Annotated in this window: 14 protein-coding genes; 6 read left to right on the top strand and 8 right to left on the bottom strand. The window is 73.3% G+C overall.

Going from position 1 to position 15483, the window contains the following annotated elements:
• The first annotated feature begins 62 nt into the window (after positions 1–62).
• A complete protein-coding gene (locus tag OG598_RS18560) occupies positions 63–710 on the top strand; it encodes a hypothetical protein (protein ID WP_238678867.1) in 648 nt (215 codons plus the stop codon).
• A 139-nt stretch (positions 711–849) separates the two neighbouring features.
• Positions 850–1770 (top strand): DNA-3-methyladenine glycosylase family protein, encoded by a 921-nt coding sequence (locus OG598_RS18565; protein ID WP_328650350.1) that lies wholly within the window; start codon positions 850–852, stop codon positions 1768–1770.
• 44 nt (positions 1771–1814) lie between these two features.
• Here OG598_RS18565 and OG598_RS18570 read toward each other — a convergent pair whose 3' ends face one another.
• Positions 1815–2318 (bottom strand): DUF1990 family protein, encoded by a 504-nt coding sequence (locus OG598_RS18570; protein ID WP_328650351.1) that lies wholly within the window; start codon positions 2316–2318, stop codon positions 1815–1817.
• A 97-nt stretch (positions 2319–2415) separates the two neighbouring features.
• Here OG598_RS18570 and OG598_RS18575 point away from each other — a divergent pair, with 97 nt between their 5' ends.
• Positions 2416–2910, top strand: coding sequence for a GNAT family N-acetyltransferase (locus OG598_RS18575; RefSeq protein WP_328650352.1), 495 nt, complete (start codon positions 2416–2418; stop codon positions 2908–2910).
• Here the strand turns inward: OG598_RS18575 and OG598_RS18580 are convergent.
• Together OG598_RS18580 and OG598_RS18585 are read right to left on the bottom strand one after the other, a co-directional pair.
• Positions 2885–3307 (bottom strand): SRPBCC family protein, encoded by a 423-nt coding sequence (locus OG598_RS18580; RefSeq protein ID WP_328650353.1) that lies wholly within the window; start codon positions 3305–3307, stop codon positions 2885–2887. The genes OG598_RS18575 and OG598_RS18580 overlap by 26 nt on opposite strands.
• A 170-nt stretch (positions 3308–3477) precedes the next feature.
• Complete coding sequence (locus OG598_RS18585) at positions 3478–3690, bottom strand: hypothetical protein (RefSeq protein WP_328650354.1); 213 nt, start codon at positions 3688–3690, stop codon at positions 3478–3480.
• 135 nt (positions 3691–3825) lie between these two features.
• Here OG598_RS18585 and OG598_RS18590 point away from each other — a divergent pair, with 135 nt between their 5' ends.
• The gene (locus OG598_RS18590; RefSeq protein WP_328650355.1) at positions 3826–4941 is read left to right on the top strand and encodes an ATP-dependent DNA ligase; all 1116 of its coding nucleotides are present in this window, start codon (positions 3826–3828) and stop codon (positions 4939–4941) included.
• A 58-nt stretch (positions 4942–4999) separates the two neighbouring features.
• Entirely contained in the window at positions 5000–6571 is a 1572-nt protein-coding gene (locus tag OG598_RS18595) for an alpha/beta hydrolase (protein WP_328655366.1), read from the top strand.
• Here OG598_RS18595 and OG598_RS18600 read toward each other — a convergent pair.
• The gene (locus OG598_RS18600) at positions 6498–7010 is read right to left on the bottom strand and encodes an ion channel (RefSeq protein WP_328650356.1); all 513 of its coding nucleotides are present in this window, start codon (positions 7008–7010) and stop codon (positions 6498–6500) included. The two genes, OG598_RS18595 and OG598_RS18600, sit on opposite strands and share 74 nt — an antisense overlap.
• Before the next feature lie 74 nt (positions 7011–7084).
• Between OG598_RS18600 and OG598_RS18605 the strand changes: the two genes are divergently transcribed.
• Complete coding sequence (locus OG598_RS18605) at positions 7085–7537, top strand: GNAT family N-acetyltransferase (RefSeq protein ID WP_328650357.1); 453 nt, start codon at positions 7085–7087, stop codon at positions 7535–7537.
• A 227-nt stretch (positions 7538–7764) separates the two neighbouring features.
• On the opposite strand, the gene OG598_RS18610 is transcribed toward OG598_RS18605, so the two are convergent.
• Genes OG598_RS18610 through OG598_RS18625 form a run of 4 tightly spaced genes read right to left on the bottom strand, consistent with a single transcriptional unit; the run spans position 7765 to position 15389 of the window.
• Positions 7765–8490: an ABC transporter ATP-binding protein gene (locus tag OG598_RS18610; RefSeq protein WP_328655367.1), complete on the bottom strand. Its 726-nt coding sequence runs from the start codon at positions 8488–8490 to the stop codon at positions 7765–7767.
• Between the two features lie 11 nt (positions 8491–8501).
• Complete coding sequence (locus OG598_RS18615; protein ID WP_328650358.1) at positions 8502–9497, bottom strand: ABC transporter ATP-binding protein; 996 nt, start codon at positions 9495–9497, stop codon at positions 8502–8504.
• A 1-nt stretch (position 9498) separates the two neighbouring features.
• The gene (locus tag OG598_RS18620) at positions 9499–12207 is read right to left on the bottom strand and encodes an FtsX-like permease family protein (protein ID WP_328650359.1); all 2709 of its coding nucleotides are present in this window, start codon (positions 12205–12207) and stop codon (positions 9499–9501) included.
• A complete protein-coding gene (locus tag OG598_RS18625; protein WP_328650360.1) occupies positions 12204–15389 on the bottom strand; it encodes an ABC transporter permease in 3186 nt (1061 codons plus the stop codon). Before OG598_RS18625 ends, OG598_RS18620 begins: the two co-directional genes overlap by 4 nt.
• Between the last annotated feature and the right edge of the window lie 94 nt (positions 15390–15483).

Genomic DNA, 15483 nt, shown 5'->3' on the forward strand with positions numbered 1-15483 from the left:
CTTCAACCTTGACAGCCTGCCCGCCGTACCTATGGGTGAACTGTCAAGAATGAGGAGGGCACGTGGCACAGATGAAGCGGACCGTCATCGTCGCGAGCGCGATGGTCGCACTAACGGCCTGCGCTCCCGCGGGTTACGACGGGGCGAACTCGAGCGCGGCCGAGCCGGTCGCCGTCGCCGCGGCCGAGCCCACCGCGACGGTTGAACCTGAGGCTTCGGCTTCCCCGGAGGCGCCCGCCGCCGACGCCCCGCCCGCGGACGTCGACCTGACCGAGAAGTTGGTCGGTAAGAGTGTCGCCCGGATGGGCAAGGTGGTCACCGACCAGGACGGCTGGATCCTGTACCGCTTCGACAAGGACACCGCCGACCCGCCGTCGTCGAACTGCGTCGACAAGTGCGCCGAGGTGTGGCCCCCGGCACTGACCGACGGTAACCCGGAGCTCACCGGCGTCTCTGACGACAAGGTCGGCAGCGTGACCCGGCAGGACGGCACCCGTCAGCTCACCATCGCCGGCTGGCCGGTCTACCGCTACATCGGTGACAAGAAGCCCGGCCAGTGGAAGGGCCAGGCTGTCGGTGGCACCTGGTTCGTGGTCCAGCCGGACGGCAAGAAGAACCTGAGCTGCCTGCCCAAGGGCACGCCGAAGGCGGTCGCACCGCCTGCGGACAGCGGCTCGAACGACGCAGGCGGCTCGGGCTACTCGTACTGAGCCTGGTCGCCCACGATTGCACGGTGGTCGGTCGTCGCCGGGGAGGGCGCGACCGGCCACCGTCGTGTCCGGGGTGGGTTCCCCGGCCGGACCGGTACGGCGGTCGTCAGCCCCCGCCGTGACCTGGCAGAGTGGCGGGGTGACCGCTACCGAACCCGCCGCGACCAGGGTGCTGCACCCACCGGTCGGCTACCGGCTGACCGCCTCGGTCCGCGCGCTCACCTTCAGCCCGTACGACCCGTGCGCCCGGGTGGCGGCCGGCACCTTCTGGTGGGCCACCCGCACCCCGGACGGTCCGGCGACGCTCGCGCTGCGACCGGCCGGCGGCGACTTGCTCGCGGAGGGGTACGGGCCCGGCGCCGAGCACGTCCTTGCCCGCGCCGACGCGATCGCCGGGCTGCGCGACGACCTGACCGGCTTCACCGAACTGGCCGCGGCGCACCCGCTGGTCGCCCGGCTGGCCCGGGAGCACCGGGGCCTCCGGATGCCCGCCACCGGGGAGGTCTTCCCCCGACTGCTGCGCGCGGTCTTCGAGCAGAAGGTCACCGGCAAGGAGGCCTACCGGGCGTACGCGGCGATGGTGCGGCACTTCCGGGAGCCGGCTCCCGGCCCGTTGCAGCCGCTGCTCCTGCCGCCCGAGGCGGCCACCGTGGCCGCCGCCCCGTACTGGGTGTTCCACCCGTTCGGGGTGGAGCAGCGTCGAGCCGACACGCTCCGTCGCGCCGCCGCGTTCGCCGACCGCCTGGAGCGCAGCACCGACGCCGCCGACGCCACCCGCCGGCTGACAGCGATCCCCGGCATCGGGCCGTGGACGGCCGCGGAGGTGGTCCGGATCGCGTACGGCGACCCGGACGCGGTCAGCGTCGGCGACTACCACATCCCGAACACTGTGGCCTGGGCGCTCGCCGAGGAACCGAGGGGCGACGACGCCCGGATGATGGCCCTGCTGGAGCCGTTCCGGGGTCACCGGGGCCGGGTGTGTCTGCTGCTGGAGGCGGCCGGCATCCGGGCACCGAAGTACGGCCCGCGCGCCCCGATCCGCTCGTTCGCCCGGTTCTGAATCGCTTCGGCGCCCGGTTCTGAGTCGCTTCGCCGCCAGGGTGTTCAGCGATCCGCGCAGAGCCGACGCAGGGTACGGCCGAGCCACCAGGCGTACGCGTGCTGCACGGCCCGGACCGCCGGGCCTCCGGCGCGGGTGAACCAGCGGTCCGGACGGCTGAAGGCGCGTACCTCGAACCAGACCGCGCCGGCGTCGTCGCGGACGACCTCGAACGCCTCCTCACCCCGCTCCGGGTGCCCGGGCAGGGTGCCGTAGCCGAAACCGGCGAGCGTGGGCGAGTCCGCGCTCCAGACCACCTGGCACGGCCCCCAGACGCGGGCCGGACCGACGCCGAGGCCGGAGGTCACCAGCACACCGGGGGTGGCCCGCGGCGCGTCGGTGCGGATCCGGACGCCGGCGGCGCGGTGCAGCCGCCAGCTCAGCACCGCGTCGGCGGCGGTCTCGAAGCAGCCTGCGGGCAACGGATACCGGTGGCGCAGGTGGTGGTACCCGCCGGGCAGCCGCCCGTGCCGGGTCGACCCCACCTCCGGGTACGTCAGTTCGGCCACCGTTGCCCCCTGGACCTCGACCGGACACGGGTCAGGGTACGGCGGGTGCGGTCGGGCCGCCCGTCGATGGCGACGGCGGCTGTGGTGTGCTGCCCCGATGAACGCAGAGGCGAGCATCGCTCCGGCCGGTGTCGTGGACGCCGGCGAGATCCTCACCGTGCAGCGCGCCGCGTACCTGAGCGAGGCGCAGCACTACACCGATCCGTTCCTGCCTCCGCTGACCGAGACGTTGGACGAGGTCGTGACGGTGCTGACCGGCCCGAGCATCGTGCTCGCCGCCCGGTTGGGGCATCGGCTGGTCGGTTCGGTGCGCGCCCACCTGGACGGGGACACCGCGCACGTCGGCCGCCTCTCGGTCGCCCCGGATCAGCAGGGGCGGGGTGTCGGGGCGCAACTGCTCACCGCCGTCGAGCGGGCCTGCGCCGGCCGGGCGGCCCGCTTCACCCTGTTCACCGGCGCGGACAGCGTGCGCAACCTGCGGTTGTACCAGCGGCACGGCTACCGGATCGTCTCGCACCGCCCGTCTCCGCACGGCATCTCGTTGGCCATCCTGGAGAAGCCGGCCGTCAGCCCCGCTCGCAGCGACGCCTGAGCCCGTCGGCCTCCATCCGCACGTAGCGGCGGGACAGCCCGCCGTACAGCCGGCCGATCAGGCCGGCCAGCGGGCCGGACTGGTTGATGACCAGCTCGACGCGGGTACGCCCGTCGGGCAGCGGCAGCAGCCGGTGCTCCCCCGTGGTCCGCACACCGGGCGCGTCGGAGACCCAGACGAACTCCCGCCCTTCGGTCAGCTCGGTGACCCGCCAGACCGCCGGCCGCAGCTTCGGCTGGGTCAGTCGTGCGGTAGCGCCAACGGTCAGCGGCCCCGGCTCCCCCCGCTCGGCCCGGGTCACCGAGTCCGTCCACTCGGGCCAGCGGGGCACGTCGACCAGCACCGCCCAGACCTGCTCGGCATCCGCGGCGATCTCGGTATCGGCCTCGAACCGCATGGCGTCCCCTCCCCGGCGACGCCGCTCGGCACCGCCACGGGTGCAGACGAGGCCGCCGGGAGCATTGTGACACCGGAGCTGGATCCCGTCCGACCCTCCTCAGTGGAGGCAGATCGGGCCTGGCAACCGGAAGTTCCCGGGGGCACACCGCATCACGCCGACCGCGCGGATCAGGCGGCCTCGCGCAGGTCGGCCAGGGTGAGCGGGGTACGCCGACGCAACAGCTCCTCCAGCTCGGGCACCGAGCCGACCTCGCCGAGGACGTTCCGGCCGCCGCCGAACTGCTCCGGGTAGCGGCGGGTCAGCCGGAAGCGGTAGCGGCCCCGGATCAGCTCGACGCTCACCCGCCACCGCCCGCAGCAGTCACAGACCCACTCGGACACCTCGCGAAAGTAGCTCTGACCTGGGGTTATTCGATTCGCCCGGTGGGGACGAGCGGCGCGTAGGCGGACACGCCGCCCGGCCATCCACGGTGATCTGCCTCACGACTGTCGGCACCGTCTGATTGACTGGTCGGCGTGGACCTGCCGATCAACCCGCCGGTCGAGCCGATGCTGGCCAAGAGCGTTCCCAAGCTGCCCACCACGCCCGGGGTGACCTACGAGCCCAAGTGGGACGGGTTCCGGTGCATCGTGTTCCGCGACGGCGACGAGGTCGAGTTGGCCAGCCGGGGCGGCAAGTCGATGACCCGCTACTTTCCCGAGGTGGTCGAGCAGGCCCGCCGGCAACTGCCGGAGCGCTGCGCTGTCGACGGGGAGTTGATCGTGATTCGGCGCGACGGGCCGAGCGGCCAGCCCCGGCTGGATTTCGAGCTGCTGGCCCAGCGCGTCCACCCGGCCGCGTCCCGGGTGAAGATGCTGGCCGAGACCACCCCGGCCGACTTCGTCGCGTTCGACCTGCTGGCGATCGGTGACGAGGCACTGCTCGACCAGCCCTACCCGCGCCGCCGGGAGCGGCTGGTCGAGGCGCTGGCCGGGGTGCGCCCGCCGGTGCACGTCACCCAGGTCACCACCGACCCGGACACCGCGCGGCGCTGGTTCGACGTCTTCGAGGGCGCCGGGCTGGACGGTTTGATCGTCAAGCCGGCCGACCTGCCGTACGAGCCGGGCAAGCGACTGATGTTCAAGGTCAAGCATGCCCGCACCGCTGACGCGGTGGTGGCCGGCTTCCGCTGGCACAAGTCCGGCCCGGTGGTGGGCTCGCTGCTGCTCGGCCTCTACGACGGCGCCGGGGTCCTGCACCACGTGGGCGTGAGCGCGTCGTTCAGCATGGCCCGCCGCGCCGAGTTGCTCGACGAGCTGGCGCCCTATCGGGACACCGGCGGCGAGCACCCGTGGGTGCACGGCGACCACGAGCGTGGCCAACGCATCCCGGGTGGGGTCAGCCGGTGGACCGGCACGAAGAACCTGGAGTGGGAGCCGGTGCGCCCCGAGTTGGTGGTCGAGGTGGGCTACGACGCCATGGAGGGCGAACGGTTCCGGCACACCGCGCAGTTCGTTCGGTGGCGTCCGGACCGCGACCCCCGATCCTGCCGCTACGACCAGCTCGACCGGCCGATCCGCTTCGACGTGGACCAGGTGCTGCGCGGCGACCCGACGGCCACCGTGGACCGAGCCGCCACCGGCTCGGCGTAGCCTGGCCGTCGACCCGATTCCGGAGGACCACGTGACCCGCACCGCCGACCAGCCTCGGATGGCGTCCAGCCGCCGGGTCCGTCGCACTCTGGCCGCCTTCGTCGTCGCCGCGCTGCTCACCGCCGGTTGCACGCTGCCGGCGTTCGCGCCGCGCACCGAGGTGGAGGGCGCGGCCGCCCCGACCGGCAGCGCACCGAACTGGCGGCCCTGCCCGGAGGTGCCCGACGAGTTGGTCGGGCGGAGCGCACCGAACATGCGCTACGAGTGCACCCGGATCGCGGTGCCCCGTGACTGGGGCACCGGCGGCGGGGCGAGCGCCGGCCCGGGCGCCGGGCAGACCTTCGAGATCGCCCTGCTGCGCGCCCGGTCCACCAAGCAGCGCGACCGGGTGGGCTCGTTGGTGATCAACCCGGGCGGCCCGGGTGGTTCCGGTGTCGACACCGCCGTCTACCTCTCCTTCGGCCCCCAGTTCGGCGGGCTGCCCGCCTCGATCACCGAGCGCTTCGACATCGTCGGCTTCGACCCGCGTGGGGTCTCCCGGTCCAGCCCGGTGAAGTGCATCTCCGACGCCGACCTGGACGCCAGCTTCGGTTTCGACCCGGATCCGGCGAGCCAGTCGGCATTCGACGGCTTCGTCGGCCTGAGCCAGCGGATCGGGCGCGGCTGCGGCGACCGCTACGGCGACCAGTTGCCGCTGTACGGCACCGAGCAGGCCGCCCGCGACATGGACGCGGTTCGCGCCGCCGTGGGCGACGACAAGCTGACCTACCTGGGCTACTCGTACGGCACTCTGCTCGGCGCCACGTACGCCCAGCTCTACCCGCAGCGGGTGCGGGCGCTGGTGCTCGACGGCGCTGTCGACCCGCAGCAGCGGCTGGTCGAGGGCTCGGAGAGCCAGGCCCGCGGCTTCGAACGGGCCTTCACCAACTTCACCCGCTGGTGCGCGGCGAACGCCGGCCGCTGCCCGATCGCCCCGGACGCCCGCGCCGCTGTCACCTCGGCCATCGACAAGGCCAAGGTCTCCCCGGTACGCGGCGCCGACGGGCGGGAGGCCACCGCCGGCTGGGTGTTCTACGCCGTCATCTCCTCCCTCTACACCGAATCCGGCTGGCAGGAGCTGGCCCAGGCGATCGACAAGCTGGCCGAAGGCGACCCGAAGGACGTGTTCCGGCTCGCCGACGCGTACGCCGGCCGGGAGGACGACGGGCACTACTCGAACCTGTTCGACGCCAACCTGGCCATCAACTGCGCCGACGAGACGGAGAAGCCGAGCCGGGAGCAGATCCGGCGGTTGCAGTCCGAGTGGCGCGGAAAATACCCACTGTTCGGGCCGGCGTTGGCGGTCGGCATGCTGAGCTGCGTCGAGTGGCCGGGCGGGCGTGACCCGTACCCGACCGGGAAGGCGAACGGCGCGCCGCCGATCGTGGTGGTCGGCACCACAGGCGACCCGGCGACGCCGTACGAGCAGACGCCGCGGCTCGCGTCGATGCTGGGTGTCGGTCGGGTGCTGACCTGGGAGGGCGAGGGGCACACCGCCTACCCGCAGACGTCCTGCATCACCAACGCTGTCGACGCCTACCTGATCGACCTGACCGTGCCACCGGAGGGGCAGCGCTGCCCGCCCCGCTGACGGGCTGGGTCGGCGGCAGCGGTGGCAGATCGATCCCCTGACGTGCGGCCAACTCCTCCAGCAGCGCCCGCATCCGGCGCACGTCGGCCTTGAGCTGTTCCTGCTCCTCATGCTCGAAGGCGTTGTCGTCGACGATGAGCCGGCTCGCGAAGTGCGCGGTGATCAGCGGGATGACCAGCAGCACCATTGTCGAGATGAGCAGCGCGGCCAGTGTGCGGCCCGCCCAGGTGGTCGGCGAGATGTCGCCGTATCCGACGGTGGAGGCGGTCACCACGGCCCACCAGACGGCATCGGCCGGGCTGCGCTCCTCGACCTCCCCGTAGATGACCCCGGCCACCACGATCATCAGCAGGTACGAGGTGATCAGCGTGCGGGGCGAGTTGGCGAACCACACCAACGCCCGGTATATCCAGCGGAACGGCAACAGCACTAGCTCCATGCCGCCCCATGCTGCCCGTTGCCCGCAACCGGCACAGACCCATCCGCAGGTTTCGCTGTGCCAGGATCACCGGCATGAGCGACGTGACCTACCGGGAGGCGGTCCGGGCGGACCTGCCCGCCGTCATCGCCCTGCTGGCCGACGACGTGCTGGGTAAGGCCCGCGACTTCACCGAGGTCGACGAGGCGTACGAGAAGGCGTTCGCGGACATCAGCGCCGATCCCCGCAACCAGCTCGTCGTGGCCGAGCAGGATGGCGAGATGGTCGGCTGCCTGCAGATCACCTACATCCCGGGTCTGGGTCGGCACGGCAGCGAACGGTCCCTGATCGAGTCGGTCCGGGTCCGCTCCGACCGGCGTGGCCAGGGGCTGGGCCGGGAGCTGATGACCTGGGCCATCGGCCAGGCTCGCGAGCGTGGCTGCGCGCTGGTGCAGCTCACCACGGACAAGACCCGCGCGGACGCGCACCGCTTCTACCTGGGCCTCGGCTTCGTGGCCAGCCACGAGGGCATGAAGCTCGCGCTCTGACCAGCGGCGCTGACGTCTCGGGCGGCCTCCGCTACTGCTGGACGGACGCTGTGGAGCTGATGTCGCAGACGAGTCACCCGTCCGGCGATTCGTTTACGACATCAGCTCCAAAGCGAGCGCGGACCGCCATCGGCCGCCCAGCGTCCGAAGGGAGCCGGCGCCCGACGTCACAGTTGTAGGCGCTCCGGCCATCGCGGGGCAACCTCGACAGCCCGCCCCCGGCCGGGTCAGCCGTCGACCAGACGGCCGTCGCGCAGGACGAGTACCCGGTCGGCGAGGTCGATCAGGGCCGGGTCGTGCGTGGCCACCAGGGCCGTCATGCCGCGGGCGTGCACCACCGCACGCAGCAGGTCCATGATGGACCGGCCGGTCTCGGAGTCGAGCTGACCGGTGGGCTCGTCGGCGATGAGCAGGTCCGGCTCGTTGGCCAACGCACGGGCCACCGCGACCCGCTGCTGCTGGCCACCGGAGAGTTCGTACGGGCGCTGCGCGGCGTGCCCGCCCAGGCCGACCAGTTCCAGCAGCACCGCCACGCGCTCCTCCCGCTGGGCGGCCGGCACCTGCGCCAGCCGCAACGGCACGCCGACGTTCTCGGCGGCGGAGAGGATCGGCACCAGCCCGAAGGTCTGGAACACGAACCCGACGGTGCCCCGGCGCAGCCGCAGCAGCTCCGCCTCCCCGGCCGAGGTCACCTCGTGCCCGGCCACCACCACCTGACCGCTGTCCGGCCGATCCAACCCGCCGATCAGGTTCAGCAGTGTGGTCTTACCGGCCCCGGACCGACCTCGGATGGCGACCAGCTCGCCCCGGTCGGCAGTGAACGACACGTCCCGCACCGCGTGCACGGCGTGCTCACCACGGCCGAAGGTCCGGCTGACCCCACTGACCCGGACCACCTCGCCGGGGTGCGCCGCGGGCGCACCACCGAAGCCGGTCGCGCCGGTCACCACCATGTCCTGCCGGCTCATGCCCGCGCCCCCCGCTCGTCCGAGGCCCGGTTGCCGGGCCGTACCTGCACATGGTCCGGCTCCAGGTCGAGCCGGACCCGCTCCTTCAACGAGAGCGCGTCGACGAACGCGGCGGGCAGCTGCATCCGACCGTTGCGGTCCAGCACCGCGTACTCCTCGCTGACCAGCTCGGTGTTGCCGTCCGCGTCGATCCGCGCGGTCCGGCGTACCTCGGAGGCGGTCCGGCCGTCGCGGATCGCGACGGTCCGGCGGACCTGCGTGGCCACGGCGTGGTCGTGGGTGACGACCACGATGGTCACGCCCAGTTCCGCGTTGATGGTGCGCAACGCCGCGAAGACCTCCGCGCCGGTCGCCTCGTCCAGCTCACCGGTCGGCTCGTCGGCGAAGAGCACCTCCGGGTCGTTGGCCACCGCCACCGCCACCGCGACCCGCTGCTGTTCGCCGCCGCTGAGCTGCCCGGGGCGCCGATCGGCGCAGTAGCCCACGCCGACCAGGTCGAGCAGTTCCCGGGCCCGCTCCCGGCGGGCCCTGCCGCTTCGCTTGCCGGCCAACTGCATCGGCAGCTCGACGTTCTCCAGCGCGTTGAGGTACGGCAGCAGGTTGCGGCCGGTCTGCTGCCAGACGAAACCGACCAGCTGCCGGCGGTAGCTCAGCCGTCGCTTGGCGGAGAGCGAGAGCAGGTCGTAGTCGGCCACCCTGGCGATGCCGGCGGTCGGGGTGTCCAGGCCGGAGAGGATGTTGAGCAGTGTCGACTTGCCCGAACCGGAGGCACCGACGATCGCCACCAGCTCACCCCGGTCGATGACCAGGTCGAGCCCTTGCAGGGCGACCACCTCCACCCCCTCGGTCTTGAAGATGCGCACCAGGCCGTCGCAGACGATGTGCCCGCGTAGGCGGTCCTGCCCGCCGGCCCGCTCGGCGGCGCGAAGCGCGGCCCGCTGTTGCAGGGCGGCCAGGTCAGGCACCAGTGGAGTCTGGGCGGTAGCGGTCATCTCAGCTCTCCTCTCCGAGCCGAAGCACCTCTCCGAGGCGCAACCGGCGGTTGTTCAGGGCCTCGACGGCGACCGCGAAGCCGAGGGCGACCGCCCCGAGCGCGAGCACCGCGGCGACCAGGCTGGGCTCGAAAGCCACCCGGACCGGCACACCACTGGTGAACGCGGACAGGCCGAGCACCGGATTGAGCAACAGGGGCAGCACCGCGCCGACCAGCGCGCCGGTCAGCACCGACACCGCGACCAGCGGGGTCAACTCGACAAGCAGCAGCCCTCGCCACTGCCGGCGGGACAGGCCGAGGGTGCGCAGCCGGGACAGCACCTGACCCCGGGCGCGCGCGCCGGCCAACACGGTGAACGCGATGGCCAGCAGCCCGAGCACCGTGCCGCCGGCGGCGCCGGCCACGAACCCGAAGGCCAGCACCCCGTTCGCCCCGCCCTCGCCGAGATCCCGACGGACGTCCGCCCGGGTGTCGACGGTGACTCCGATCATCCGTTCCCGACCGGTGACCGTGCCGTCCCGCTGGTAGCGCTCCTGCCCCTGGTCGCCGGCGACGCGCAGCGCCTCGGCGTCCAGCGAGTCCCCGGCGATCAGCAGGCTGGTCGGCACGGGTGTGGTGGTACGCGTCGGCAGGGCCTGCCAGGGCAGGATCACGAACCGGCTGGCGTTCGTCGCCAGCATCGGGAAACCGTCAGCCGTGCCGGCCACCCGGAACTCGTACCGCTGGCCCTGCACCGAGATGAAGGCGGAGTCGTCCAGCCCCGCCTTGGCCAGGTCGGCGGCGACCGCCGGTGAGACGATCGCCGGCAGCGGCCCCGGGCCGGGCCCGGCGGTGCGCAGCGCGGCCGGAATCGACAGATCCACCTGGGAGTCGCGGGCCACCTTGTCCAACCCCGAGCCGTCGACCAGCAGCACGTCCGTCTGACCGATGAAGGCGTCGGTGCCGACCTCGTCGGACGCCAACCGCTCATCGTCCTCGTACAGCACCCGGGTGACGGCCCGGACCCCCGGCAGGCGGCCCAGCTCGTCGATCGTGTCGGGTGCGAAGCGCTCCCCACGGATCACCGCGTCGGCGGGCACTATCTGCGCGGCGGCTCGTTCCCTGCTCGCGTCGACGCCGGCGGCCACTACCGCGCAGAACGCCGCGGTGCCGATCGCCAGGACCACCACGACCAGCGGGGCGGCGACCGCCGAGCGGCCGGCGCGGGCCGTGCCGAGGAACGCCACGCTGCCCCGGGTCCGCGCGGCCAGCCGGCTGACCAACAACAACGGCCAGGGGTACGCGCGCAGCGCCAGCACCGCCGCCGCGACCGCGAGGAGCACCGGCACCGACACGAGCAGCGGGTCCACCTCGCCGAGGGTCAGGCCGCGCCGACGCAGCAGCACCGCCGCGAGCCCGGCCAGGAGCAGCAGGGACACCTCGACGGTGAGCCGACGGGCCGACGGGCGCACCCGGATCAGGTCCCGGCGCCCCGCTCCGCCGGCCGGTACGGCAAGTGTCGCCAACGGCAGTGCCAGCGTGACCAGCACGGTCACGCCGATGACGTACGGCGTGGTCGGATCCGGGGCACCGGGGAACAGGGTGCCCAGCCACCAGCCCAGCACGGCGGCGACCGGCACCACCAGCACCGACTCGGCGAGGCTACGTCGGGCGCCGGCGGTTGCCCCGCCGCCACGGGCGCGCAGCAGCGCGTACTCCGAGCGACGTCGTCTGACGGCGAGACTGGCAGCGAGCACGATGAGCCCCGCCAGGGTGGCCAGGACGCCAGCCGCGATCACCGCGAGCAGCGTCCGGACGGCGTCGATCTGGGCGGCGAACGCGCGCAACGGAACGTCGGCGCCCTGGGTCAGGGTGATCCCGGTCGGCCGGTTGCGCTGCATCATCTGAAGGCCGTCGATCAGCTGGTCCAGCTCGCGTGCGTCGATCCGGTCGACGCCCAGTCGGTACCGCCAGTTGGACTGGATCGGCCAGCCCTCCGCGGCCCGCTTGTTGAGGGGCGACTGCGCGACGACGCCGACGATGACGAACGGCTGGCCATCACCCTGCGGTTCGACGATCCGCAGCAGCTGTGGGAGCCCGTCCCAGATGCCGTTGGCGCGGTCGACGGGGCGGAACAGCCCGGTCACCACCAGCGGGACACCGTTGATGAGTCTGCCCTTGTCATCGGTGCTGCCGATGCGCAGTTGGCTGCCGGCGCGCAGGTTGAGCTTGCGGGCCACGTCGACGTCGAGCGCCACCTCGATCGGCCGGTCGGGAACGTAGGTCTCGCTCGGCCACGCCCCCTCGACGAGGGCGCTCGCGCCCTGTATGTCGGGCATGGCCCGGAGGCCCATGTCGACCAGCAGGTTGCGTGCCGCCAGGTCCGGTCCGACCACGCGGGCCTCTGCGGTCTCGACGCTGTACCAGCGCTCGGTCACAGCCGAACGCACCGGCGGCGGCATCTCTGCGGCCAGGGCGTCGAACCGTTCGGCGGCGTCGCCCATCGCCGTCCGCCGCGACGTCGCGGGCTCGACGCTGGTGCTGTACGAGATGTCCCGGCGGGCGGCCGGCTCGCTGTTGAGTTGTGCTCGCAGCCCCTGTTCGGCGAGCCGGTTGACCAGCCGGGGCACTCCACTGATCAGCAGCGTGACCACCAGGGTCAGCACCGCCAGCAGCAGGAACTGCCCCCCGTACGCCCGGACCCGCCGGACGGCCGCCCCGACGCTCATCGTTCTCCCCCGATTCGCAGCTGCACCGCCGCCACCCGCTGACGGATGCCGGTGGCGATGAACGCGCTGAAGGCGAGCGCCGCCAGCAGCAGACCGACCGCGGTCAGACCGATCGGCACCCAGGGCAGCACGAACGCCGCCGGGGGTGTCGGCCGGCCGGCGGCCGGGGTGAGGATGACCAGCGGGGCCATCGTCGCGCCGACCGCGGTGCCGAGTAACAGCCCGACGCCCACGCCGATGCCGGCGAGGAACGTCTGTTCGGCGAGCAGCGCCCGGGCCATCAGCCGGGGCGTGGCGCCGAGGGTGTGCAGGACCGCGAACTCGCCGAGCCGACGCCGGGCGGTGGCCCACACGTCCACCATCAGGCCGACGAGGGCGAGCAGCACCGCGCCGAGCGCGGCGGTGAGCATGCCGGTACGCGAGCCCCGCCAGTACGGGTCGTCGGCGGCCGCCTCGATGGCCGCCTCCCGGTTGAGCACCGTGACGCCCGGGAGTGCGCTGACCGCCTGGGCGGCGGCATTCGCGTCGGCGGCGCCGACCCACCATTCCGGTACGGGTCGCACCGCGCCGCTGCGCCGGATCATCGCGTCGACCGCGGCCGGCAGGTCCAGCAGGACGCCCTCGCCGGTGGTGGACGGCACGGCGTCCAGCTCGCCGACCAGGCGCACCGGCAGCGTCGCCCCGGAGAGGGTCAGGTCGACGGTGTCACCGACGCGCAGGCTCAGCGCGTTGATGACACCGGGGGTCATCAACACCGGTACGGGCTTGTTGTCTCCGCCCGCCACGACAGCGAACCGGGTGGGCGGCTGGTACGCGAACTGCCCGCCGGGAATCACCTCGACCGCGCGGGCCGCGGCGAACCCGGCGCCGGTGGTCCGTACCGACGTGGGGTCCTGCCCGAGGGCGGTCACTGCCCAGTCGCCGCCCAGTTCGATCGGTTGCTTCGTGCCGTCGGCAGTGACCACCGTCAGCCCGTCCACCTGGAGCTCGTAGGAGTTGCCAGCGGCCAACCCACCGTCGGCCTCGAAGCCGGCCAGCCGCAGCCGCGCCCCGCCCAGGTCGGGCAGTCGCGCGGTGAACGGGGTGGCCCGGCCGTCGCCGTCGGCGTTGGCCGCCGGCAGCCGCAGGGCGAGCCCGTCGGGGGTGGTGACCAGCAGCGTCACCGCGACCTTCAGCGACCGGGCAGCGTTGCTCACCGGGGTACGAATCGTGCCGGTGATCTCACGCGCCCCGGCGGGCAGTTCGACGCCGGCTGGCTCTCCCCGCGCGTCGATCATGCGCCGGTACTGCTCCGACGCCGATCCGTCGCCCAGGCGGTCGGCGAGCCGGACGACGCCCGGGGCGCTGGCCGGGTCGACACCGATCACGGTCGCCGCCAGGTTCTCCCGCCCGACCCGGATCTCGTCCCGCCACGCCGGCAGCACCCGGTCCACGGTCGGTAGCGCGGCGAGTTCACTGGCCCGGGTAGTTGGGGCGGCCCCGGTCCGTTCGGTCACCCGGAGGTCGGCGCCGACCGTGTGGCCGGCCTGCTCGACCTGGGACCGCTCGCCGGTGCTGATCAGCGACCAGGCCAGGGTGCTGCCGCCGACGGCGAGGGCGAGCAGCAGCACGGGGCCGGCGTGGGGACGCCGGCCGGCCTGCCACATCCCGAACATGGTGGCGGTCCAGGGACGTCGGTCGACGAACCGCTCCGCGAACCGGGTGAGCGGCGGGAGCACCCGCAACGCCAGCACGGCGCCGGCCAGCACGCCGAGCGTCGGGGCGGCGACCAGCAGCGGGTCGAGCCCGAGCTGGCCACCCGAGCCGGCCAGCGGGGAGGCGTACCGGCGTAGCTGCACCCAGGCGAGCACGGCGAGCGCCACGAGCACCAGGTCGACGCTGGCGCGTTGGACGCTCGCGGCCCGGTTCGGCCGGGACCGGGCCGCCATGTCGGCGACGTACGTCCCCGCGCCGCGCAGCGTCGGAAGGACCATGGCGACCAGGCACCCGGCCGCGGTGGCCGCTGCCGCCGCCCAGACCAGTGTGGTGTTGCCGCCGGCGGTGTAAAGGTCACCCGACCCGCCGGGTCGGATGTACCGCAACGCCTCACCGGCGATCAGTGGACCGAGCACGGCGGCCGGGGCGACCACCAGGGTCGCCTCACGGGCGGCCAGGCCGGCCAACTGCCGACGGGCGGCGCCGCGGGCGCGCAGCAGCGCGGTCTGTGGGCGGCGGTCCTCGTGCAGCAGCGCGGCGACCAGCACCAGCGCGTACCCGGCGAGCACCAGGATGAGCAGCAGCGGGGTGGCCAGCGACGAGCGACCCACCAGGTCGGCGCGGCCGATCCGGTCCAGCAACTGCGGCATCTTGGTGACCGTCTGCCCGGAACTGCCCAGTTGGGCGGCCTCGGGCACGGCAGTGACCGCCTCGGTGAGGGCTTTCCGAACGGCGGGCAGGTCGGCGGTGTCGACGGTGCCGAGGTCCGGTTGGGCCAGCCAGGACGCCGACACCGAGCCCGCGAAGGTGGCCGCGAAGTCGGCCGGGTCGAGCGTGAACGGCCCGTACGAGGTGCCGGAACCGGCGCTGCCCGCCCCCACGCCGGGGGCCAGCAGCCAGTACGCGTCCGCCGGGTCGCGGGGCCGCCAGGTGCCGGCGAGCACCAGTTCCCCGCGTCGTTCGGTGGCCCGGTCGCGCACCGGGACGCGTTCGCCGACGGTCAGGCCGAGGGCGCCGGCGGCCCGCTCGGGCAGGCTCACCTGGACGGGGTTCGCTCCGGGGCTGGGCCAGGCTCCGCTGGTCAGCTCCGCGTGGGTGGCGAGGTCGGCGAGAGTGGCCAGGTTCGCGAAGACCGGTTCGTCGGCCGTACGCGGGATCTGCCCGAGGTCGCCGGTCAGTTCCCGGCCGGTGCCGTAACGGGCGGCGGTGACACTGACCGGGACGCCGCCGAGGCCCTTGGCGAACTCGGCTCGGACCGCCTTGTCCCGGGTTGCGAACTCGGCCGCGTCCCGCCCACCCGAGCCACTGACCAGAAGGCCGCGCTCCTCGGCGGGCGAGGCGGCGACCAGTGCCCGCTGCCCGGCGTCCACCGCCCGGCGGTTGTAGTCGGACAACCCGGTGACCAACGCGACGGCGACGAGAGCAGCGATCACCGCAGCGACCAGCAACCCGCGCGCCTCGCGGGCCCGCCTCCACACCAGCTTCATCCGACGCCTCCCCTGGCCCTGGCGGGCCGACGACCATCAAGACAGGCCACCTACCGGGAAAGGTTCGCGCCCGTTACATGATCGTTATTACGGG

It is taken from the genome of Micromonospora sp. NBC_00330, assembly GCF_036136635.1.
Classification (GTDB): Bacteria; Actinomycetota; Actinomycetes; order Mycobacteriales; family Micromonosporaceae; genus Micromonospora; species Micromonospora salmantinae.